Source organism: Loktanella sp. S4079 (assembly GCF_000967725.1).
Lineage (GTDB): Bacteria > Pseudomonadota > Alphaproteobacteria > Rhodobacterales > Rhodobacteraceae > Yoonia.
Genome location: NZ_JXYE01000002.1, coordinates 1,149,056 through 1,171,350 on the forward strand (window position 1 = coordinate 1,149,056; position 22,295 = coordinate 1,171,350).

Below are 22,295 nucleotides of genomic sequence, written 5' to 3' on the forward strand. Positions count from 1 at the left end.
GAAAGGCACATGCGTATGCAATCCCCCGCCCCGCAAACAATTTTCCTGAAAGATTACCAACCGCCTGCATATTTGGTGGATTCGGTCCATCTGACATTTCAACTGGCTCCGACGTCCACGCGCGTGCGTTCAAAAATCGCGTTCCGCCCAAACCCCGCGGCCACAAGCAAAGAGTTCTTTTTGCACGGTGAAAAGCTCAAGCTGATCTCGGCTTCGATTGATCAATCGCCTATTGCGCCTGAAGTCACGGAAACAGGTTTGTACTGCGATGTGCCGGACGCCCCATTTGTCTTTGAGGCCGAGGTCGAAATCAGCCCCGAAACGAACACCGCACTCGAAGGGCTGTATATGTCGAACGGCATGTACTGCACCCAATGCGAGGCCGAAGGGTTCCGCAAAATTACCTATTACCCGGACCGTCCCGATGTGATGTCGATCTTTACCGTTCGTATCGAAAGCGACCTGCCTGTGCTGCTCTCAAACGGCAACCCAACTGGCAAAGGCGATGGCTGGGCAGAATGGCATGATCCGTGGCCCAAACCTGCATATCTATTTGCGCTTGTCGGTGGCGAACTGGTGAACCACCCCGACCGATTCACAACTATGTCCGGCAAAGATGTTGAGCTAAACATTTGGGTCCGCCCCGGTGGCGATGAACAAAAATGCGCTTTTGGTATGGAAGCGCTAAAGAAGTCGATGAAATGGGACGAGGACGTCTACGGGCGCGAGTATGACTTGGACATCTTCAACATCGTGGCTGTCGATGACTTCAACATGGGGGCGATGGAAAACAAGGGTTTGAATATTTTCAACTCTTCAGCCGTGCTGGCCAGCCCGGAAACATCAACCGATGCGAACTTTGAACGGATCGAAGCGATCATCGCGCACGAGTATTTCCACAACTGGACAGGCAACCGGATTACCTGCCGCGATTGGTTCCAGCTTTGCCTCAAAGAAGGACTAACCGTTTTCCGCGATCAGCAATTTACCGGCGATATGCGCAGCCATGCTGTGAAACGTATCGACGATGCGGTCGTCCTTCGTGCGCATCAATTCCGCGAAGATAACGGCCCGCTTGCACACCCCGTGCGGCCAGAAAGCTTTGTCGAGATCAACAACTTTTACACGGTCACCGTCTATGAAAAAGGCGCCGAGATTATCGGTATGCTCAAACGGTTGGTGGGCGATGCAGATTACAAAAAAGCACTGGATTTGTACTTTGAACGGCATGACGGCGACGCCGCAACCATCGAAGATTGGTTGCAAGTCTTTGAGGACGCCACAGGCCGTGACCTGAGCCAATTTGCAAAGTGGTATTCGCAAGCGGGTACACCGCGCGTTTCAGTGAGCGATAGCTATGCGGATGGCACCTATACGCTCACACTGCGCCAAGATACTCCTGCGACACCGGGCCAGGACCACAAAGACCCAATGGTCATCCCTGTCGCTGTTGGTTTGCTCAACGATAATGGAGATGAGGTCGTGCCGACCCGTGTGCTTGAACTCACCCAAGCAGAGCAAAGCTTTACCTTTGAAGGCCTTGCCGGCAAGCCCGTGCCTTCCATCCTGCGGGACTTCTCTGCGCCTGTGATCCTTGAACACGACCGATCTAACGCAGAGCGTGCCTTCTTGCTCGCGCATGATACCGATCAGTTTAACCGCTGGGACGCTGGCCGTAGCCTTGCGCAGGATGTTTTGCTGCAGATGGTTCAAAACGGTGCGTCGCCGGATGCGGCATATCTTGACGGGCTATTGGCCGTGCTACGCAATGATGGCCTTGATCCTGCATTCCGTGCGCTCGTGCTATCATTGCCGAGCCAAGACGACACAGCACAGGCATTGGTCGATGCAGGCCAAACACCTGATCCGACCGCAATCTACCGCGCCCACGAAACGCTAACTTTGCAGATCGCCCAGCATTTGCAGGATACAATGCCACGCATCTATGCTGAAATGACCGTAACTGGGGATTACACGCCCGATGCCGTCTCTGCGGGAAAACGGGCACTCGGGAACCGGGTCTTGTCTTTGATGTCGAAGCTGGATGGCGGCAAGCAAGCTACACAGCAATTTGCAACGGCCAATAACATGACCCAGCAGATCGCCGCCCTCGCTGCCCTGCTTAAGATTGGCAAAGGCGACACAGAGATCGACGCGTTTGAACAGCAGTGGAAACATGACCGTCTGGTGATGGATAAATGGTTCTCATTGCAGGTGGCGTGCGCCACACCTGAAGACGCAACACAGGTCGCACAAAGTCTCACCGCGCACCCCGACTTTACGATGACCAACCCAAATCGGTTCAGATCCGTCTTTGGCAGCTTGGCGGGTAACACCGCAGGTTTCCACGATACCTCTGGCGCGGCCTATGCGTTGATGGCGGATTGGTTGATCAAACTAGACGCATTAAACCCGCAAACGACAGCGCGGATGACAACGGCGTTTTCAACGTGGAAACGCTATGACAGCGGACGTCAGGAAAAAATGCAGGCAGCACTAAATCGCATTGCAAAGACAGCCGACCTGTCACGCGACACCACCGAAATGGTGACCCGCATTTTGGGATAGGCGGCTTACCGATTGCGGCGCGGCGGAAACCTGCCGCGCCCCAAAATCTGTCGTGGAACCGTTACGCGATTTTTGTAGCGTTTCACTATGGAACATCGAATTGAACCATTGATCGCAGAACGCGCGCCATGGCTCTATGGCGAACGGACCGGCATTCCGACGATCCGAAAGGCGCTCTATCGCGTGCTCGGGTATCAGAAAACCATCGCTATTGCGCGGCGTTGCGAACACGCCTCTACCCCCGAGATCATGCAAACAATGGGCGCGATGCTCGCCCAGAATGTCACCGCAACAGGGTTGCATCATATCCCGACGCATGGTCCCGCGCTGATCGTGGCAAACCATCCCACCGGGATCGCAGATGGGATCATCCTGCAACACCTGATCCAGCAACGCCGTAGCGACAGCTATTTCTTTGCGAATAGCGATATTTTACGAGTCTTGCCGCAACTCTCGCAGATGATTGCCCCAGTCGAGTGGCGTCTCGAAAAAAGGTGCCACGCCAAGACCCGCGAAACGATGGCCTATGTAAAACACGCGACGGCGCAGGGGCGGCTTGGGGTTATATTTCCCTCTGGCCGGCTGGCAAAACGGCGCGGATTACGTCTGTATGAACGGCCCTGGATGGCTTCGGCAGCGATGCTCGCCCGGCGGTTTGCGCTGCCAGTCATTCCGGTGAACATTCAGGCCCGCAACTCGGCACTTTTCTATGCGTTTGACGCGCTGCACCCGACATTGCGCGACATTACATTGTTTCATGAAACCCTGAACAAGTCGCGCCAACCATTCACCATCACGGTTGGAGAGCCGATTTCGCCAAGCGCCATCAGCCGCAATGCCGACGATGGGATCGAAATGCTGCGTCGCGCGACCCTATCGCTGGGCGACAAAGATGCGCCTGCTGTAAATATGGTCACCCATTCGCGCCGCTGGCTAAAGTGGCCCCTCGCCGACTGATCGCGCTGCTTGTTGTCTTGAAGCTGCCTGCCGCTTCTTTTAGACACCAATCAAACTTGATCAAAGGATGCGCAGATGCTCGACCTGACTTATGATGTACCGGCCCCAAAAGTCATTGCCGGTGCAAAGCACGACTGGGAACTGGTGATCGGCCTAGAGGTCCACGCACAGGTCGCCACAAAGGCAAAACTCTTTTCGGGTGCTTCGACCCAATTCGGCGCGGAACCCAACAGCAACGTTGCCTTTGTTGATGCAGGCATGCCCGGCATGCTGCCCGTTATCAACGAAGGTTGCGTAGAACAGGCTGTTCGCACTGGGCTGGGCCTAAAGGCGGAAATCAATCTGACCTCTGCGTTTGACCGCAAAAACTATTTCTACCCGGATTTGCCGCAGGGCTATCAAATCTCGCAATTGTATCACCCGATTGTGGGCGAAGGCGAAGTGCTGGTTGAAATGGGCGACGGCACGGCGCGTAAGGTTCGGATCGAACGTATCCACCTCGAACAAGACGCAGGCAAGTCGATCCACGACATGGACCCGCACATGTCGTTCGTGGATTTGAACCGGACCGGCGTTGCGCTGATGGAAATCGTCAGCCGCCCCGATATCCGTGGCCCCGAAGAGGCCGCAGCCTATGTTGGTAAACTGCGCCAAATCCTGCGCTATTTGGGGACATGTGACGGCAACATGCAAAACGGAAACCTGCGTGCAGACGTTAACGTTTCTGTTTGTCGTCCGGGTGACTATGAAAAGTATCAAGAAACCCAGGATTTCAGCCACCTCGGCACACGTTGCGAAATCAAGAACATGAACTCAATGCGGTTTATCCAAGCCGCAATCGACGTCGAAGCACGCCGCCAAATCGCGCTGATCGAAGACGGCAGAGAGGTCGTACAAGAAACCCGCCTCTACGATCCGGACAAAAACGAAACACGTTCGATGCGCTCCAAAGAAGAAGCGCATGACTATCGCTATTTCCCGGATCCTGATCTGCTGCCGTTGGAAATCGAGCAGGCATGGGTTGACGATATCGCCGCTTCTTTGCCCGAACTACCCGACGCCAAGAAAGCACGCTTTATCAGTGATTTTGGCCTGTCCGACTATGACGCATCTGTTCTGACTGCTGAGGTCGCAAACGCCCAGTATTTTGAGAAAGTAGCCGAAGGTCGCGATGGTAAATTGGCCGCGAATTGGGTCATCAACGAACTGTTTGGTCGCCTTAAGAAAGAAGACCACACCATCGAGCAAAGCCCGGTATCCGCAGAGCAATTGGGCGAATTGATTGGTCTGATCAAATCCGGTGACATCTCTGGTAAGATCGCCAAAGAAGTCTTTGAGATTTGCTTTACTTCTGGGCGTAACCCGGCTGAAATCGTCGAAACCGAAGGCATGAAGCAGGTTACCGATACGGGCGCGATCGAAGCGGCTGTTGACGAAATCATTGCGGCAAACCCGGCCCAAGTCGAAAAGGCAAAGGCCAACCCGAAACTCGCTGGTTGGTTTGTGGGACAGGTCATGAAAGCAACAGGTGGCAAGGCAAACCCAGCCGTTGTGAACCAGCTCGTTTCAGCGAAACTAGGCCTATAATCAACTTACGGGTAACGGCGTGCGCTTGGAATCGCGCGCCGTTATTGCTATGTACCTTTGGTGGAAAAAAGGGGTGACGGAATGTCATACGAATACAAGGTCGTGCCGGCACCTACGCGCGGTGTAAAAGCCAAAGGCGCAAAATCTGCCGAAGGTCGCTTTGCTGTCGCACTAGAGACGATGATGAACGATCTGGCCGCAGATCGCTGGGAATACCTGCGCACTGATACACTGCCTGCTGAACAGCGCGAAGGGCTGATGGGCAAAACAACGGTTTACCGCAACATGCTTGTCTTTCGTCGTGAAAAACAGGCGGTTGAGGCGCAAGTCGCACCGCCAACAGTTGCGGTAAAACCCCCTGCCCCCGCACCAGAAAAGGTCGAAAAGCCTGCGGTGGTTGAACCCAAAAAGGTCACCCCACCTGAAAAACCTTCGTCAGAGGTCGCAGCCGAATAATCATTGGATATCAATCGCAAGCGCATGAATGCGCCCGATGATATCTTTACCCAAGGCACTATGAATAGCTCGATGACGTGCGATCCGGGTCATACCATCCAGCTCTGGTGCCTTAATCACAATGCGCCAATGGCTTTCGCCTGATCCATCGTCGCCCGCATGACCGCTGTGCATCGCACTTTCATTAATCACTTCGAGCGAAGTCGGTGAAAGCGCAGACAGTGCTGTGCGAATTTCTGCTTCTAGGGCCATTATTTTTCCTTCTACCCTCTTCAATCTCACGCTGTGAGGTTTAAACTCTGTTGTCCGAGTCGGAAAGGCGAGACGCACCATGAAAAAAGAAGATCCCTTTGGTTTTGACATGTCAGTGTCGAGCGCCAAGAAAAAGAACCCGCGCGGACGTCGGGGGTTGTCAGGCGCCTCAGAAACTTCGCAACGCGTTTGCGAACATGAAGGCTGCGAAGAACCAGCCAAGTTCCGCGCGCCGAAGTCACCCGATATTCTGGATGACTATCTGTGGTTCTGTCAGCAGCACGTGCGCGAATATAACCTCAAGTGGAACTTCTTTGAGACCACAACAGAGGCCGAACTTGCCGCGCAGATGACCAAAGACCGCGTTTGGGAACGTCCAACCAAACCGATGAAGCGTAGCGTTGAGGAACGTGCATGGGCGCGTCTGGGGATCGAGGACCCGCATCAGGTCTTGGGCGCGAATGCCACGCGCAACCCAGGCAAAGGTGCCACCAAAGGACGACGTCTGCCAGCCACAGAGCGCCGCGCCATCGAGATTTTGGATGCCAATGACAACTGGTCCAAACCGCAGATCCGCAAGGCCTATAAGGCGCTGATCAAGGTACTACACCCCGATATGAACGGCGGTGACCGGAGCCAAGAAGAGCAACTCTCCGAAGTTGTCTGGGCTTGGGATCAGATCAAGGTCAGCAAACATTTCCGCGACAAAGACTGACAGCAAAAAGGGGCCGCAAGGCCCCTTCTCATTTGGTGATCTTTCAACACACCTTAGTGCATATGAGACCGACGGCGGTAAAGGTTCGCTTGCGACAGAGGGCTAAGCTGCCCGACCGCAGAATCATCGGCGGTCAGCGCCTCTATCCTAAGTTCTGTTGCGCGACGTACGAACATCGCATGTGCCATCAGAACAACCGCCATCCAGGCGACCCCAAGCCAAGGTTTCAACCCAACCGCGGCAACCACTAAGATTGGCGCAAAGAACGTACCATAGACCGGCATGATCAATGTACCTGCAATCAAGGCCGCGATCAGCGCCATCGCACATGCACCGAACACGGCGCGCGCAAGCCCAATCTTGCCAAACAGGCCAAGCCAGCCGCGCGTCAGATAGAGCGCCAGCGCCCCGCTTATCGCACCAGCGAGAGCAACCCAGATTTCATATCCCGCAGGATATACAGATTGGAATTGGCCCCCATGTACGCCCGACATGATAAACATTGCGATACCCGATGACGTCGCGCTGACAGCTGCGTACCCCATCGCCAATGCTTTGTTCGCCGGCGACACGTGAAAAATATTCGTAATGCGCTTCGACAATTTACTACCCCCACACTCGCATCAATAATAGCAACATAGCGAGCTAATTGTTTTCAATCTGTGCCCCACGACACATGAAACACCCGCCTTACGCCTTTTTTGTGCCACATTCAGCCGAGTCGAACAAGAAAAATCGGCGAATTACCGCCCATACGCGCATTCGTTATATAATTGTTAATTTTTAAAGGGTTAGCGAAATTAGCGGCAATTATGATCGCACGCTAAGCAAGCTAAGATTGCTTATATTAAACCCAAAAACACCCAATGATTGCGGACAGCCTATTAAATTCGTCCGTTCCGCCACATTTCCTAGACAGCGCGAAAAATTAGGCTAACGCCATTCAAACAATGGCGTTTACCCGTCGGTGGCGGACCGTCATTAAAGATATGCCCCAAATGTGAACCACAGCGACGGCAATGACATTCGGTGCGCACCCGCAATAACCGTCGATCCTCTTTGGTGCCGATGGCATTGGGCAAACTCTGATAAAAGCTCGGCCAGCCTGTACCGCTATCATACTTAGTCGCTGACTCGTACAGCGCTAGGTCACAACCGCGACAGTGATACAGACCGTCAGCGTAATTTTTATCAAGCGGCGAGGACCCCGCCCTTTCGGTCGCCTCTTGGCGCATCACCCGATATTCGAGATCGGTCAACATCGCCCGCCATTCTGCTTCGGTGCGGGTTACCTCAAACGAGCTTTGTGCGTTCAAACTGCGCCCCGCGATGATCGAGACAGCCGTAGCGGTGATAAACTGACGACGATGCATGATAACCCTTTCCGCAAAAACTGCGGCTAGGCTACGCGAAATGCATATTTCATGCGATGCACCTTCGTGTGATCCCGCGCCAGCCAAGGAAGTCACAAAACTTGCGCCTACCCTCTGGTGCTTGCCAATTCACAAGATATGCTGCATCCCGAAACACAACACATGACGACTAATGCAAAGGCACGCAAATGGCTGACCGCACCCTTGATATGAACGCAAAACCAACCGAAGAAATTTCGGTCCGCGAGGTCTTTGGGATCGACAGCGACATGAAGATCAAGGGGTTTGCAGAGCGCACGGATCGCGTCCCTGAAATCGACAGCACCTACAAGTTTGACCCAGATACGACTTTGGCGATTCTGGCCGGTTTTGGGTATAACCGCCGCGTCATGATCCAAGGTTACCACGGAACCGGGAAATCTTCGCACATTGAACAGGTCGCATCACGGCTCAACTGGCCCTGCGTCCGTGTGAACCTTGATAGCCATATCTCGCGGATTGACCTGATCGGGAAAGACGCGATCAAGCTGCGCGACGGCGTCCAAGTGACAGAATTCCACGAAGGCATTCTGCCGTGGGCACTGCGCAATCCCGTTGCAATCGTATTTGATGAATATGACGCAGGGCGCGCGGATGTGATGTTTGTGATCCAGCGCGTGCTAGAGGCCGATGGTAAGCTGACGCTGATGGATCAAAACGAAATCATTACTCCGAACAAGAACTTCCGCCTGTTTGCCACTGCAAACACGGTCGGCTTGGGCGACACCACGGGCCTGTATCACGGCACCCAGCAAATCAACCAAGCGCAAATGGACCGTTGGTCCCTCGTTGCGACACTGAACTACCTGTCGCATGACGCCGAAGCTGCTATTGTCTTGGCAAAATCGCCCCATTTCAACACCGAAAAAGGGCGCAAAACGATCAATCAGATGGTGACCGTCGCAGACCTCACACGGACCGCATTCATGAACGGTGACCTATCGACCGTAATGTCGCCACGGACTGTTCTGGCCTGGGCCGAAAACACGCGTATTTTCCAAGATGTCGGCTATGCTTTCCGCCTGTCTTTCCTCAACAAATGTGATGAGCTGGAGCGCCAAACAGTCGCCGAGTTTTATCAACGCTGCTTTGACGAAGAACTGCCTGAAAGCGCAGCGAGCCTCAGCCTCGGCTAAAGTATCGATCATCTCAAACGCAAGGACGGCAACACGCCGTCCTTTTTCTTTTGTATATGCTACATATACAATCGGGTATGCGCGCAGTCGTCTGCGACCTGCGATCTACCTTTAGACTTCTTATACGGTGGCGCTGAATTCACTACGCTCTGCGCATGAGCACCATGAAATCCCATATCATCTCCGCCGTTATCGCGCTTCAACTGGCTGCGACAGGGACAAGTGCGCAGACCGCAAATGAACAGTTAAACTTCTTTGCGACCTGCGCAGGGCGACTTTCAGCGATGATGGAGTTTCAATGGATGTTCGACGGCACCCAATCTGAAGAAACCATGCAACAACGTAACGATGTTGTTAGGTTCATCGAAGCAATCATGCTCCCTGAGCAGGGGCGCGAGATTTTTCAAATTCGCATTGCTTCCAAGCAGGCCCACTCTGCCCTGCTGACACGTGCCGTTTTTAACGATGACGTGGCCGACGCCCAATGGGCACGCCTGCAAGCCGCGCGACTAACCCAAGAATGCACTGCCATGCTGCTTAGTTAAACCATAAGCTGTACAGCAATCGCCTCTAGTTTGTCATATTCCCGTCCGTTTTTAACGCAATATCAAGCAAAGTTATTTAGTAGGAGCCCACAATGAAAATGAAAATCGGCACCGAGCTGCCAGAGGGATATGTCGTCAGTCACGAAAACCTGGTCGAAGCTGCAACTTCGCTCGTCGCGCATGCGCTGCTTCCTTTGTTTACCGAAAGTATGAACGAAGATGTCGCCAAGGCGAATGTCGAAAGCATCGTGACCGAGCTTGCTTATTTCTTTGACGAAGGCGCCATTGAAATCGGAGGTAATACCTACCGCCCCCGCCTTGCTTTTGTTGATCAGGACGGCAACTCGATACGCGGCGCGTCAAACTTGGACACAATGCACCAAATGATTGAAGACATCTTTGATATCGCGCCAGAAGGCATGATTACATTTGAGGACCCTCACGCAGAAGAATAAACACCCAGTTTTCCGCGCCCTGCCCTCTGGTCATTGCGCGCATCGGGTTCTAGTTTGCTTAGCAACAAAGGACGCAACCGATGACGAAACCAAACGACAACCCCGCCGATCCGTTTAAAAAAGCGCTCGCTGAGGCGACAAAGGTTATGGCCGACGATCCCGAATTGTCGGTCAGCTATTCGGTTGATCCGGCAGGACAAACGACGGATAGCATTCGTCTCCCCCAAGTGACGCGCAGGATGACCAGAGACGAGGTTCTCTTGGCCCGTGGTACCGCAGATGCATTTGCGCTGCGGCACAAATTCCATGACCCCAAAGTCGCAGCGCGCTACATGCCCCAAGGGCAAATGGCCCGTGATCTTTACGAAGCCATGGAAACCGCGCGAATCGAAGCGGTTGGTGCCCAGCACATGCCGGGGACTGCGGGAAATATCGAATCCAAAATTGAAAACGAAGCGATGCGCCGCGGGTATGATCAAATCACCCAAGCCGCTGATGCACCGCTTTCTGTTGCTGCCGGGTATCTTGTGCGCCATCTGGCGACCGGGCGTGATTTGCCCAGATCCGCAGCGAACGTCATGGAGCTATGGCGCGGCTTTATAGAAGATCACTGCGACGGTACGCTTGAGACATTACAAGACGCGCTGAATGATCAACAGGCATTTGCGAAACTTGCACGGCAAATGATTAGCGATTTGGGTTATGGCGATCAGCTCGGCGACGACCCGGACAGCATCGACGAAGAACAAGAAGAACAGGCCGAAGACGCTGGCGAAGACGATCAGCAAGAACCCGACAGCACCGGCGACGATGACGACGACGGCCAAGAGGCCGACGCCGCCCCCGAACAATCGCAAGAAGAACAACAAGACGCCAGTCAAGCTCAGGTCAGCATGGATGAACAAGCTGACCAAGAAATGGGCGAAGAGGCCGAAATGCCCGAAGGTGAAGCCCCGCTTGACCAGCCAGAGCCGCAGCCCATTTCGGATGCAGATCCGGATTACAGCGTCTTTACCACTGAATTTGATGAAGAAATCGGTGCAGAAGATCTCGCTGAACCTGCTGAACTTGAACGGCTACGCGCCTATTTGGATCAGCAGCTTGAGCCGCTGAAGGGCGCGGTAAGCCGCCTTGCCAACAAACTACAGCGCCGTCTGCAGGCCCAGCAAAACCGTTCGTGGGAATTTGATCGCGAAGAAGGCATTCTTGACGCGGGCCGCCTTGCCCGGATCGTCGCTTCGCCCACGACCCCGCTATCGTTCAAGGTCGAAAAAGATACCGAATTCCGCGATACGGTTGTCACACTCTTGCTTGATAACTCCGGGTCAATGCGCGGCCGTCCAATTTCAATCGCCGCAATCTGCGCGGATGTCATGGCGCGCACGCTAGAACGGTGTGACGTTAAGGTCGAAATTCTAGGTTTCACCACCAAAGCGTGGAAAGGCGGCCAATCGCGCGAGAAATGGTTGGGCGAAGGACGCACTGCCAAACCGGGCCGCCTAAACGATCTCAGGCACATCATTTACAAGGCCGCAGATGCGCCATGGCGCCGGACCCGACCCAATCTTGGTCTGATGATGAAAGAAGGCTTGCTCAAGGAAAACATTGACGGCGAGGCGCTGGAATGGGCGCATCGGCGGACGGTGAACCGCCCGGAACAGCGCAAAGTTCTCATGGTGATTTCGGATGGGGCGCCAGTTGATGATTCCACGCTCTCGGTGAACCCTGCGAACTACCTCGAGAAACACCTGCGTGACGTCATCGCAATGGTCGAGAAACGCAAAGCCGTTGAACTCGTCGCGATTGGAATCGGACACGATGTGACCCGCTATTACGAACGGGCCGTCACCATTACCGACGTCGAACAATTGGCCGGCGCAATGACCGAACAACTCGCAAGCCTGTTTGATACGGACCCGCGCAAGCGCGCACGGGTGATGGGTATGCGCAAGGCGGGCTAAGCGAGAACAAATTTAGCTAAATTTGTTCGCTGCCCCGCGACTCTCGAATTTTTGAATAGGACGGCATCGCATGTTTCAGTCTTTTGCAGCGCAAAGCAATCCCGAGCAGGGCCCACCCCGTTTGGCGGCATTGCGTAAGGAAATGCAAAGCGATTCGGTTGATGCGTTTCTTGTGCCACGCGCTGACGCTCATCAGGGTGAATATGTTGCACCGCGCGACGCGCGACTGTCATGGCTTACCGGGTTTTCCGGATCTGCAGGTTTTTGCGCCGTGCTACCACAGATCGCTGGCGTATTCATCGACGGACGCTACCGTGTTCAGGTACGCTCGGAAGTCGCTGATGTGTTTACGCCCGTTCATTGGCCCGAGACACAGCTCGCTGATTGGCTCTTGGAACATCTCGCGGTGGGGTCAACGGTCGCTTATGATCCTTGGCTGCACACTGTCCGCGAAATCGCCACACTTAAGAAAAAGCTCAAAGACTATACGCTCCAGCCAACGGATAATCTGGTGGACGCCATTTGGCATGACCAGCCCGCGCCCCCCGCAGCACCATTCACCGTACAGCCAATCGCCTACGCTGGCGAAACACACGCCGAGAAACGGGCGCGCATTGCAAAAACACTCAAAGCAGACGCCGCAGTCATAACCCTACCAGACAGCATCGCTTGGTTGTTGAATATTCGTGGGACCGACATTGAACGAAACCCTGTTCCGCAATGCTTTGCTATTCTTCATGCAAGCGGCCAGGTTAAGCTCTATGCAGAGAGAGCAAAGCTTACCCAAGTCTCAGAGCACCTCGGGGACGAAATCACGACCCATGATGTTGCGGATTTTTTGAAACACCTGTCACAACATAACAGCACTGTTCAAATTGATGAAACATCCTGCCCGCAGGTTGTTGCGGATGCATTGTTAGAATCCGAAATCACACCGCAGCATTGCGCTGATCCCTGCCTTTTGCCCAAGGCGATCAAGAACCAGGTCGAAATCGACGGCGCGAAAGAGGCCCATTTGCGCGATGGTGTCGCCATGGTCAGATTTTTGCACTGGCTCGATGAAACCGCTCCGCAGGGCAATTTGACTGAAATTGATGTCGTCAAAAAGCTCGAGGCTTTTCGGATCGAAACCAACGCACTTCGCGACATTAGCTTTGAAACGATCTGCGGTGCCGGGCCACATGGCGCAATTGTGCACTACCGGGTCAATGAAAACACCAATCGCCCTGTCGCGCGAGATGAATTGTTGCTTGTTGATAGCGGCGGCCAATATCAGGATGGCACCACAGATATCACCCGGACCGTCGTCGTCGGAGAGCCAACGCCAACCCAACGCGCCTGCTTTACGCGCGTGCTGCAGGGCATGGTCGCGATTAGTCGGATCCGTTTTCCTCGCGGCCTGAGCGGTCAGCACCTTGATGCGCTTGCACGTGCCCCCCTGTGGATGGCCGGCCAAGATTACGATCATGGCACTGGTCACGGCGTTGGCAGCTACCTCAGCGTCCACGAAGGCCCGCAAAGCCTGTCGCGCAGGTCGGACATATCGCTAGAGCCGGGGATGATACTGTCGAACGAGCCAGGCTATTACCGCGAGGGCGTATTCGGCATTCGGATTGAAAACCTGATCACGGTCATTGAGGCCCCAGCAATTGCGGGCGCGGATGACCGCGACATGTTGGCATTTGACACGCTGACTTTTGTACCGTTAGATCGGCGTCTAATTGAAATCGGGATGCTCTCAACCGAAGAACGGGACTGGATTGATCGCTATCATGCGGATACAGTCGCACTTCTTGCGCCGCGTCTAGATGACGCGACCCGCGCTTGGCTGACACAGGCCTGCGCACCGCTTTGACACGAAACTGTCATACTGCGCCCATAACACGCTACGGCGGTAACTTTGGTTGCGGCCGTTTAACAAAGGAATTCGCCCATGGCTGATCACATTCAAATTCGTCCGGCAACTGGAACTTGGGTTGTACGTGCTGGTGGCGCTGTTCTTGGCGAAAGCCAAAACGCGCTCGAATTGATCGAAGGTGACTATCCGCCAGTGATCTATTTCCCACGCGGCGACGTTGCAATGGCGTTTCTTGAGCCGTCACAAACCACATCATCCTGCCCGTACAAAGGCGAGGCCAGCTATTTCTCAATCGTTGCCAAAAGCGGCCCAATTGCGGATGCCGTTTGGTCGTATGAAACGCCCAAAGCCGATGTTGCTGAGATCAAAGGTTATCTGGCGTTCTACAGCAACAAAGTCGCTGTTGAGCAGGTTTAAGAGTGTTCTTCAGCCGCTGTTTCTGACAGCGCCCGGTTCATCGCCTTGAGCGCATCGACCTGAAAAAGCGCACCCCACAGTTCTGGCGGGGTGTCTTCGCCCCCCAAAGTGACCACTGGAATATAACCATAGCCCGCCTTTTCAAACATTGGCATCGCTTGTTCTAGGGTCGCATTCCCATCGATATAGACCCCTTCGCGGATCAAATCCCAGCAACCATCTTCTGGCGCGGCACGTGGGGTGTCTGCCGGGCGCATAACGCTTGAGACCTTGAATGTCGCCAGCAGGTAAGCCTGCGGACCTGCAGCAAGATGGACATTGCGGCGCTCCAATTGCGTCAAAAAGAACGACCGGTCCACCAGACGCGACGCCAAGGCGGTCGAGAGCGATACAGCAACCATCACCGCAAGGCCTGTCTGCCAGTCACCTGTCAGTTCAAACACGATTAAGGTGGTCGAGATTGGTGCACCCAGTACAGCCGCCGAGACGGCCCCCATTCCTGCCAGCGCATAGAGTGTCCCCTCGCCCGAAACCGTCGGAAAAATCGCTGTCGCGATAGCACCAAATGCCAGTCCAGTCAGCGCGCCGACCATTAACGAGGGTGAGAACACGCCGCCGCCCATGCGCCCCCCCATCGTGATTGCGACTGCCACGACCTTGAGCACGCCAAACGTGATCGCCTCGCGCAGCAATAGATCGCCCTGTAGTGCAGCAGATGTCGTTTCATACCCAACGCCAATAATATGCGGCCACCAAATCGCGATAATCCCGAGCAATGCCCCAGCGATGGCGGGCCGTAAGAACCGGGGCAAGCCCGTTTCACGTTGAACGTAGGAACCGAAATCATCTGCCCAAAAGATGGCCTTCATCAAGATGACGGCCACGAGGCCGCACACCAATCCAAGGATCAAGAATGCTGGCAGCTCGACGTAGAACGCGAGGGCGTTTTGCACCGGCAGAACAAATTCGGTGACATCCCCAAACGCAAGGCGGTTAATCACGGTTCCTGCGACCGATGCGATCACAATCGGCGCAAAGGCGTGGACAGCAAAATGGCGTAACACAACCTCGAGTGCAAACAGCGCACCAGCGATGGGCGCATTAAAGCTGGCCGAGACAGCGGCCGCAACAGCGCACCCCAATAGATCACGGCCGGTAATCCCGTTTGCATTGAGCCAACGACAAACAATCGTCGACAGGACTGCTGCGAGGTGCACGACTGGCCCTTCGCGTCCTGTTGATCCACCCGATGAAAGCGTCAGCAACGATGCGACCGCAGATGCCAAGCCGCGTCTGACCTCGACCCGCCCCTCGGCGAGGGCGGCACCCTCGATCACATCAGCGACCGAACGGACGCGCCCATCATCGGTAAAGCGGTCTAAAATAATCCCGACCACAAGCCCACCAATGACGGGGATAAAGATGATCTGATACCACGCCAGCCCCGCGATAAAGCTATGCAATCGGGTAATATCGTCGGTGCCATATAGGGTCGATTGCAGATGCTCGATCCCAAGGCGAAACAGTAGCGCCGCAAACCCAGCCGCGATCCCAATTGCCAGCGCGATGAACCAAAATTGTATTTGCGTTGGACCGCGCGTCTTGACCACGCGCGCTGCGTCATAACAAGCGGTACGCGCGTCGTTGACCCCTTGTCGCAGCAAAGATTTAATTGGCTCGCCCATGCTGCTGGCTCTTCCTACCTAAACTTCCGACTTTGGCGTGTCGGTGCACCCGTAAAGCAATCATCGTTAGGTTCGGTTTATGACATCGCAGAAGCCCGTCCAACTGCTTTGTCTGCGAAGATCCGTAACTGTGGCAAAGCTGACCTAGGGGAACGATTCGTAGGGGTTGAGCCCCCAGCCATGCGCTATCGCATATGGAATAGTTCGCAAATCACGCCTTCTTCACGGAAATATGAGCAATATTACGCAACGTTGTGAAAATTCAATAATGGCTATGCAAAATACACAACCCAAACGCATAACATCTCATAGTTGCAATGTGAATCACATTCACTAACAATCGCAGATTGCGAACGTCCTCCTAAATTGAATATTCTCAATGTTTGTAACTAAATAGTGATAAAACCGTGATGAAACGCCCAAACGCTGGAAGATAGCTTATTTATCAGGCGTTTTGTGCCGTTCTCCTCATAATTGCACATTTACGCATACAGCCATTAGGTCATAAGCTATGACATACTTTGGGACAGGTTGAAGTCCAACTTCGCACTCTGTTAGACACAAGTTATGGGGTATTTGGCCTCGCGTAGTAATGAGTGTCAGGGACCGACAGAGCGTTGCGCAACGTCTTCCCTCGTTACAGAAAGGATCGTTTGCGAACCTTTCTCAGGACAAATTACAAAGGCGTGTCACGGAGGTGAGTGGCTGTGATATGCGCGTTAAGAGTGGGTCGGGTAACCAAGTTTCTAAGGGTGGGGTGTACGTGTTGTCGCGCTGCGGCGGTGCTCTCCGCCCTTAATTTGTTTTTGGATCACTCGAAATTAGCGACAGCGCTGCGGCACGTGCCGCATCAGTAACCCGATCACCAGAAATCATTCGTGCAATCTCATCAACGCGCGCCGCGTGATCTAGCGGAACAACGGTGGACAGCGTTTCATCCGCGCTCTGACGTTTTTCGACACGCCAGTGATACCCGCCAAGTGCAGCAACCTGCGGTGAATGTGTCACGACAAGCACCTGACCTCCATCTGCCAGTTCTGCCAAGCGGCGCCCTACTGCATCAGCAGTCGCGCCCCCTACCCCACGGTCGATCTCATCAAAGATCATCGTTAACCCGGCATCGGACTGGGTGAGGCATACCTTCAACGCGAGCAAAAAGCGGCTAAGTTCACCACCTGAGGCGATTTTATTTAGCGGGCCGGCGGGTGCGCCGGGGTTAGTCGCAACAGTAAAGGCAACCGCATCTGCGCCATCTGGGCCAGGCTCGCAAGGGCTCACTTGGGTTGCGAACACCGCGCGCTCCATTTTGAGCGGCGCGAGTTCAGCGCTCATCGCAGCATCCAGTGCCGTGGCAGCCTTTGTCCGCTTTGCAGTAAGCTGTTCCGCCGCCGCATCATAGATAGCTTGGGCTGTTTGCAAATTACCCCTGAGTGTTTGAAGGTCACGCGCCCCGTCATCCAAGACAGACAACCGCGCCCGCAATCCGTCGGCAAATTGACTTAGTTCATCAGCGAGAACACCGTGCTTACGGGCGAGGCCGCGAATAGCAAACAGGCGTTCCTCTACCTCTTCCAGTTCAGCGGTATTGAACGATAGCGAATCGAGGCAGTTGGCGATGCCACTTTGTGCTTCGTCCAGATTGATCATCACCTGTTCGATCGCGCCCAACGGCTCATCCAGTTGACCTTCGGCCTTGTCAGCAACCCCCACGAGCCATCGGGATGCGTCGCTCACCAAACCTTCAGCGCCATTGAGGCCCAGGGCCTCGGCGGCGCGGCTAATATCGGTTCGGATCTTCTCTGCGGCCTGCATGAGGCGGCGTTGTGTATCTAGCTTGGCCTCCTCTCCCGCTTCGGGGGACAGCGCGTCGAGTTCACCAACCGCGTGACGTAGATATTCTTCCTCGGCTTGCGCCTCTGCAATCCGTGCTTCTGCGTCGTCTAGGGCCTTTTGGGCCGCTGAGAGCTGACGCCATGCCTCGCGCGCTTTAGCGATATCTGCATCTAGACCAGCGTATGTATCCAGCATCTGACGATGCCCGCGCGGATTGAGAAGCCCACGATCATCATGCTGGCCGTGCAATTCGACAAGAGTCTCAGAAACCTTGCGCAGCACCTCGCCGCTGACGCGTCGATCATTCACCCATGCCGTTTTACGACCATCCCGCGTATTCACGCGGCGCAGAATGAGTTCATCTTCGGCAGTGATACCCGCCTCTTCCAAGACAGCGCTTGCCGGATGGCCATTAGGCAGATCAAACCATGCGGTCACTTCGCCCTGATCAGCACCTTGGCGGACCAGTTCAGCCCGGCCACGCCAGCCCAAGACAAAACCTAGGGAATCGAGCAAGATCGACTTGCCCGCGCCAGTTTCACCCGTGAGAACATTCAATCCCGGCTGAAACGCAAGCTCGAGCCGGTCGATGATCAGCATATCCCGGATATCAAGACCGCGTAACATTAGAGCACCCGCGCCTGCGTTATCCTAGAGCCATTCACCGCGCAGCACCTGTCTGTAAATCGACGCCAGCCAGTTATCACCGGATACCTCAGCAGATAGCCCCTGCCCGGTTAGCTGTGCATAGCTGGTTTCATACCACTCGGTCGCACGATAGTTGTGACCCAAAATCGCCCCAGCGCTTTGCGCTTCGGCAACCAAACCGAGCGACAGATAACACTCCACCAAACGGTGCAATGCCTCGGGCGTGTGAATTGTCGTCTGGAAATCCTCTACAACGGTGCGGAACCGGTTCGCCGCAGCAGCGTAGTGACCACGCTTGAGATAATAGCGCCCAACTTCCATTTCCTTGGCAGCAAGATGATCAAAGGCAAGATCAAACTTTAGAATAGCGCTTCGCGCATATTCGCTATCTGGGTAGCGTTCGATCACAGCACGCAGGGCCTGCAGCGCCTGAAAGGTCAGCCCCTGATCACGGCCCACTTCGTCGATCTGATCGTAGTATGACAGTGCCAGCAAATAGGCGGCATATGGCGCGTCCTGCTCGGCTGGATAGAAATCCAAGAAACGCTGCGCCGAGGCGCGGCTATTTTCGTAATCCCCATCACGGTGATAGGCATACGCCTGCATAATCAGTGCGCGTTGGGCAAATTCTGAATAGGGATAGAGCCGCTCAATCTCGCCAAACGTATACGCCGCATCGTCGGGGTTACCTTCATTGATTTGGCGTTCGCCGCGCTGATAGATTTCCTCGGCCGTCATTGCATCCAATGGCTGCCCAATCCGTTCACCGCCACATGCGCCCAGCAACAGCAAAGAAAGGGCAGCGCCAGAGACCGTAACGCGACGGCGAAGATTTTCCAACATGGCAGACATTACTGCGACCTCATACTGAATACGCGCTTGTACCGCGCGTCTCTTATTGTCCATAGGTCTAACATAGAAAAATGAGGGGCAAAATGCCTTTTGAACACGCTGTGATCAACTGTTCGGTGATGCGCTATGCAACTGCGTGTAAATCAGCGTGACTGACACCTACACCGGGTAGCCGCGCCGCGATCTTCGCGTCACAATTGACGTAACGCCAAGACGAAGCGTCTGAGAACAGCGCGCGCAACAGGCGGTTGGTCATGGCATGCCCGGCCCGCACCCCTGTGTAACGCCCAAGGATCGGGGCGCCAGCAGTGTAGAGATCACCCAATGCGTCCAACATCTTATGGCGCACCGCCTCGTCCGAATGGCGCAGACCGCCTGGAGTAAGCACCAGATCGCCATCAACTACGACTGCGTTTTCCATGGTCCCGCCAAGAGCAAGCCCCTGCGCACGCATCGCGTCGACATCAGCCGAGCGACAGAAGGTCCGGCTATCGCATAGTTCACGCACAAATGTGCCATTCGCCATGTTCAGCGTCTTGTGCTGTTTGCCAATCGCGCCATCGGCAAAATCAATAGCAAAGTCGATTTGCAAAGATGTCGATGGCGAAAGCTGCGCAAAAGCGTCCCCTTCCTCGACTGAAACCTCTTTGAGAATTTCAATCGCCCGCAAGGGCGCTGTCAGTTGGGTCAGGCCAGTGTCCACAATTCCGCGCACGAAACTGGCCGCCGACCCATCAAGAATTGGAACCTCAGGCCCATCAATATCAATAAGCGCATTGTGTACGCCGCATCCAGCGAGCGCCGCCATAAGGTGTTCGATGGTTGAGACAATGACACCTGCGTCATTGGTCAAACGTGTATTAAGCGGAGAAACAACAACGCGATCCCAGCGCGCAATCAACTGTGGCTGTCCCGACAAATCCACGCGGCGAAACACAATCCCGCTATTGGCCGAAGCTGGATTCAATACAACTGAAACCGGACGTCCCGTGTGGAGCCCTGTACCATCAAATGAAACTTTGGTTTTCAGTGTCGTTTGCACGATGTGCGCACCTAATTATTCTTACGTTAACGTTAGGGATAGATTGCCGCGGCGCTTGGCTCAACTCACTCTTTACAACGGGTTGAAACATGCAGGGGCAAATTTATGGCCAGAATGGGACACAGCCGACAAACCATTCATTTCAAAAGAAAAAGGGCCGCGAATTGCGGCCCTTTGATCAATCCAAACCTTGCGTCAGACAAGGAATGTTACAGCATTAATTCGCCTGGCGACGCAGGAACGCAGGAATTTCGATGCGCTCGTGGTCTTCGTTTGGATCAGCTTCTTGGTGCAGCGGTGTGACCTGAGGCTGCGCGCGCGCAGGCTGTTGGGCTGCGGCTTCGGCCTGTGCACCAGTCATGCGGTTGATCAAAGAATTGATCCCAAACCGGGGCTTTTCGGCCTCGTCCATCGCAGGTGCTGCGGCCTGTTGTGGCTGCTGATCAGCTTGCTTTGGAGTGCGATTCACAGCGGCCTGCAAACGTGCCAGTGCCTCTGGTGATGGGGTGCCGGGAGCGCGTGGCGCTACAAAGCTGTCAGCCTCGGTCAGCGTTGGCTCTGGACGTGGCGTATAAGCTGGTGGCGGCAGATCATCGACAGTTGGCTGCTGGGGTGCGGGCTGCGGAGCGACCGCTTGCTCAACCACTTGCGGCTGCGGCGCTGGCGCTGCAGGCATCTCAAGGTCTTGGAACAATGTGCGCTCTTCTTGCACGGGCGCTTCTACAGCAACTGGTGCTGGCGCAGGCGCTGGTGCTGGAGTTTCTGCAACGGGCGCTGATGTCTCAGCAGAGACAGATTGAGCCAAAGGTGCAGCCATAGAACGACGTGGCAAAGGTGTGTCGGCATTGCTGACAGTTGCGTCAATACCTGTCGCCACAACAGAAACGCGCATTTTGCCTTCCATGCTAGTGTCGAGAGTCGAACCAACAATGATGTTTGCTTCTGGGTCGACTTTCTCGCGGATTTTGTTTGCCGCTTCGTCCAGTTCAAACAGTGTCAGGTCATGCGAACCAGTGATGTTGATCAGAACGCCACGCGCACCTTCTAGGCTGATTTCATCCAGCAGCGGGTTCGCAATAGCTTTTTCAGCGGCTTGGATCGCGCGGCTTTCGCCCTCGGCCTCGCCTGTACCCATCATCGCTTTGCCCATTTCGTCCATCACGGCACGCACGTCAGCAAAGTCGAGGTTGATCAGGCCCGGACGGACCATCAGGTCGGTGACGCCTTTGACACCTTGGTACAAAACATCATCCGCCAAAGCAAAGGCTTCGGTGAATGTGGTGTTTTCATTCGCAAGGCGGAACAGGTTTTGGTTCGGAATGATGATCAGCGTATCAACAACCTTTTGCAGCGCCTCAATGCCTGCATCCGCTTGCTTCATCCGCTTGCCGCCTTCGAATTGGAACGGCTTAGTCACGACACCAACGGTCAGAACACCCAATTCACGCGCAGCTTGGGCGATAATTGGCGCAGCACCTGTACCGGTCCCACCGCCCATACCGGCAGTGATAAAGCACATATGTGCCCCAGCTAGGTGATCAACGATTTGTTCGATGCTTTCTTCGGCAGCTGCGGCACCAACGGTTGCGCGCGCGCCAGCGCCCAGACCTTCGGTAACCTTAAGGCCCATTTGAATTTTTTGCTCAGAGCGCGACTGCTGAAGCGCCTGCGCATCTGTGTTGGCAACGACGAATTCAACGCCCTCAAGCGCCTTTTCGATCATGTTGTTTACGGCGTTACCACCTGCACCACCCACACCAAATACTGTGATACGTGGTTTCAGTTCTTCATGCCCCGGAAGGGAGAGATTCAATGTCATAACTCGATCCGCCTGTTTTTATGAACCCGTCCCACCGGGCTTTTGACTGATTATTAGGACCATCTTAACTGGGTGATGCCGAAAGGTCACGGGAAAA

At 54.6% G+C, this 22,295-nt stretch carries 19 protein-coding genes and 1 pseudogene; 12 read left to right on the plus strand and 8 right to left on the minus strand.

Translation table 11 applies throughout. The features are described 5' to 3' along the window. The first annotated feature begins 15 nt into the window (after positions 1–15). The 4 genes from pepN to TW80_RS18275 all read left to right on the plus strand — a co-directional run bounded on the left by pepN (position 16) and on the right by TW80_RS18275 (position 5,568). A complete protein-coding gene (gene pepN, locus TW80_RS06855; protein WP_045997078.1) occupies positions 16–2,568 on the plus strand; it encodes an aminopeptidase N in 2,553 nt (850 codons plus the stop codon). Between the two features lie 87 nt (positions 2,569–2,655). Next, entirely contained in the window at positions 2,656–3,525 is an 870-nt protein-coding gene (locus TW80_RS06860; RefSeq protein WP_045996514.1) for a 1-acyl-sn-glycerol-3-phosphate acyltransferase, read from the plus strand. Positions 3,526–3,600: 75 nt separating this feature from the next. After that, the gene (gene gatB, locus TW80_RS06865; RefSeq protein ID WP_045996515.1) at positions 3,601–5,112 is read left to right on the plus strand and encodes an Asp-tRNA(Asn)/Glu-tRNA(Gln) amidotransferase subunit GatB; all 1,512 of its coding nucleotides are present in this window, start codon (positions 3,601–3,603) and stop codon (positions 5,110–5,112) included. An 81-nt stretch (positions 5,113–5,193) separates the two neighbouring features. After that, positions 5,194–5,568: a DUF4177 domain-containing protein gene (locus TW80_RS18275; protein ID WP_045996516.1), complete on the plus strand. Its 375-nt coding sequence runs from the start codon at positions 5,194–5,196 to the stop codon at positions 5,566–5,568. On the opposite strand, the gene TW80_RS06875 is transcribed toward TW80_RS18275, so the two are convergent. Then, a complete protein-coding gene (locus tag TW80_RS06875; protein ID WP_045996517.1) occupies positions 5,569–5,820 on the minus strand; it encodes a BolA family protein in 252 nt (83 codons plus the stop codon). 79 nt (positions 5,821–5,899) lie between these two features. On the opposite strand from TW80_RS06875, the gene TW80_RS06880 reads away from it, so the two are divergent. Beyond that, positions 5,900–6,535 (plus strand): J domain-containing protein, encoded by a 636-nt coding sequence (locus TW80_RS06880; RefSeq protein WP_045996518.1) that lies wholly within the window; start codon positions 5,900–5,902, stop codon positions 6,533–6,535. A 53-nt stretch (positions 6,536–6,588) separates the two neighbouring features. On the opposite strand, the gene TW80_RS06885 is transcribed toward TW80_RS06880, so the two are convergent. Together TW80_RS06885 and msrB are read right to left on the minus strand one after the other, a co-directional pair. Next, positions 6,589–7,137: a hypothetical protein gene (locus TW80_RS06885; protein WP_162197156.1), complete on the minus strand. Its 549-nt coding sequence runs from the start codon at positions 7,135–7,137 to the stop codon at positions 6,589–6,591. Between the two features lie 309 nt (positions 7,138–7,446). Then, complete coding sequence (gene msrB, locus TW80_RS06890) at positions 7,447–7,908, minus strand: peptide-methionine (R)-S-oxide reductase MsrB (RefSeq protein ID WP_045997079.1); 462 nt, start codon at positions 7,906–7,908, stop codon at positions 7,447–7,449. 188 nt (positions 7,909–8,096) lie between these two features. On the opposite strand from msrB, the gene cobS reads away from it, so the two are divergent. The 6 genes from cobS (at position 8,097) to TW80_RS06920 (ending at position 14,319) form a co-directional block, all read left to right on the plus strand. Then, entirely contained in the window at positions 8,097–9,083 is a 987-nt protein-coding gene (cobS, locus tag TW80_RS06895; protein WP_045996520.1) for a cobaltochelatase subunit CobS, read from the plus strand. 155 nt (positions 9,084–9,238) lie between these two features. Then, positions 9,239–9,628: a hypothetical protein gene (locus TW80_RS06900; protein ID WP_045996521.1), complete on the plus strand. Its 390-nt coding sequence runs from the start codon at positions 9,239–9,241 to the stop codon at positions 9,626–9,628. A gap of 92 nt (positions 9,629–9,720) precedes the next feature. After that, on the plus strand, positions 9,721–10,083 hold the full coding sequence (locus tag TW80_RS06905) for a hypothetical protein (protein WP_045996522.1): 363 nt from the start codon (positions 9,721–9,723) through the stop codon (positions 10,081–10,083). A gap of 80 nt (positions 10,084–10,163) precedes the next feature. Beyond that, a complete protein-coding gene (cobT, locus tag TW80_RS06910; RefSeq protein WP_045996523.1) occupies positions 10,164–12,044 on the plus strand; it encodes a cobaltochelatase subunit CobT in 1,881 nt (626 codons plus the stop codon). A 70-nt stretch (positions 12,045–12,114) separates the two neighbouring features. Continuing rightward, the gene (locus TW80_RS06915) at positions 12,115–13,899 is read left to right on the plus strand and encodes an aminopeptidase P family protein (protein WP_045996524.1); all 1,785 of its coding nucleotides are present in this window, start codon (positions 12,115–12,117) and stop codon (positions 13,897–13,899) included. A gap of 78 nt (positions 13,900–13,977) precedes the next feature. Beyond that, positions 13,978–14,319: a DUF427 domain-containing protein gene (locus TW80_RS06920; protein WP_045996525.1), complete on the plus strand. Its 342-nt coding sequence runs from the start codon at positions 13,978–13,980 to the stop codon at positions 14,317–14,319. Here TW80_RS06920 and TW80_RS06925 read toward each other — a convergent pair. The 5 genes from TW80_RS06925 to ftsZ all read right to left on the minus strand — a co-directional run bounded on the left by TW80_RS06925 (position 14,316) and on the right by ftsZ (position 22,135). Further along, positions 14,316–16,004: a chloride channel protein gene (locus tag TW80_RS06925; RefSeq protein WP_084625725.1), complete on the minus strand. Its 1,689-nt coding sequence runs from the start codon at positions 16,002–16,004 to the stop codon at positions 14,316–14,318. The genes TW80_RS06920 and TW80_RS06925 overlap by 4 nt on opposite strands. Positions 16,005–16,799: 795 nt before the next feature. After that, entirely contained in the window at positions 16,800–18,464 is a 1,665-nt protein-coding gene (recN, locus tag TW80_RS06930; RefSeq protein WP_045996526.1) for a DNA repair protein RecN, read from the minus strand. Between the two features lie 24 nt (positions 18,465–18,488). After that, on the minus strand, positions 18,489–19,328 hold the full coding sequence (locus TW80_RS06935; RefSeq protein WP_045997081.1) for an outer membrane protein assembly factor BamD: 840 nt from the start codon (positions 19,326–19,328) through the stop codon (positions 18,489–18,491). Between the two features lie 133 nt (positions 19,329–19,461). Continuing rightward, positions 19,462–20,379 (minus strand): UDP-3-O-acyl-N-acetylglucosamine deacetylase, encoded by a 918-nt coding sequence (lpxC, locus tag TW80_RS06940; RefSeq protein ID WP_045996527.1) that lies wholly within the window; start codon positions 20,377–20,379, stop codon positions 19,462–19,464. Positions 20,380–20,596: 217 nt separating this feature from the next. Beyond that, positions 20,597–22,135, minus strand: coding sequence for a cell division protein FtsZ (gene ftsZ / locus TW80_RS06945; RefSeq protein ID WP_446720131.1), 1,539 nt, complete (start codon positions 22,133–22,135; stop codon positions 20,597–20,599). 21 nt (positions 22,136–22,156) lie between these two features. On the opposite strand from ftsZ, the pseudogene TW80_RS18535 reads away from it, so the two are divergent. Next, positions 22,157–22,222, plus strand: a pseudogene (locus TW80_RS18535) (hypothetical protein); the annotation flags it as partial. Between the last annotated feature and the right edge of the window lie 73 nt (positions 22,223–22,295).

Excerpts from the sequence above, each read along its gene's own strand:
- TW80_RS06935 (WP_045997081.1), bottom strand. The coding sequence starts at position 19,328 with ATGTTGGAAAATCTTCGCCGTCGCGTTACGGTCTCTGGCGCTGCCCTT.
- TW80_RS06900 (WP_045996521.1), top strand. The coding sequence starts at position 9,239 with ATGAGCACCATGAAATCCCATATCATCTCCGCCGTTATCGCGCTTCAA.
- gatB (WP_045996515.1), top strand. The coding sequence starts at position 3,601 with ATGCTCGACCTGACTTATGATGTACCGGCCCCAAAAGTCATTGCCGGT.
- TW80_RS06915 (WP_045996524.1), top strand. The coding sequence starts at position 12,115 with ATGTTTCAGTCTTTTGCAGCGCAAAGCAATCCCGAGCAGGGCCCACCC.
- TW80_RS06860 (WP_045996514.1), top strand. The coding sequence starts at position 2,656 with ATGGAACATCGAATTGAACCATTGATCGCAGAACGCGCGCCATGGCTC.
- TW80_RS06875 (WP_045996517.1), bottom strand. The coding sequence starts at position 5,820 with ATGGCCCTAGAAGCAGAAATTCGCACAGCACTGTCTGCGCTTTCACCG.
- TW80_RS06880 (WP_045996518.1), top strand. The coding sequence starts at position 5,900 with ATGAAAAAAGAAGATCCCTTTGGTTTTGACATGTCAGTGTCGAGCGCC.
- pepN (WP_045997078.1), top strand. The coding sequence starts at position 16 with ATGCAATCCCCCGCCCCGCAAACAATTTTCCTGAAAGATTACCAACCG.
- msrB (WP_045997079.1), bottom strand. The coding sequence starts at position 7,908 with ATGCATCGTCGTCAGTTTATCACCGCTACGGCTGTCTCGATCATCGCG.
- cobT (WP_045996523.1), top strand. The coding sequence starts at position 10,164 with ATGACGAAACCAAACGACAACCCCGCCGATCCGTTTAAAAAAGCGCTC.
- TW80_RS06925 (WP_084625725.1), bottom strand. The coding sequence starts at position 16,004 with ATGGGCGAGCCAATTAAATCTTTGCTGCGACAAGGGGTCAACGACGCG.
- recN (WP_045996526.1), bottom strand. The coding sequence starts at position 18,464 with ATGTTACGCGGTCTTGATATCCGGGATATGCTGATCATCGACCGGCTC.
- TW80_RS06920 (WP_045996525.1), top strand. The coding sequence starts at position 13,978 with ATGGCTGATCACATTCAAATTCGTCCGGCAACTGGAACTTGGGTTGTA.
- TW80_RS06905 (WP_045996522.1), top strand. The coding sequence starts at position 9,721 with ATGAAAATGAAAATCGGCACCGAGCTGCCAGAGGGATATGTCGTCAGT.
- cobS (WP_045996520.1), top strand. The coding sequence starts at position 8,097 with ATGGCTGACCGCACCCTTGATATGAACGCAAAACCAACCGAAGAAATT.
- TW80_RS18275 (WP_045996516.1), top strand. The coding sequence starts at position 5,194 with ATGTCATACGAATACAAGGTCGTGCCGGCACCTACGCGCGGTGTAAAA.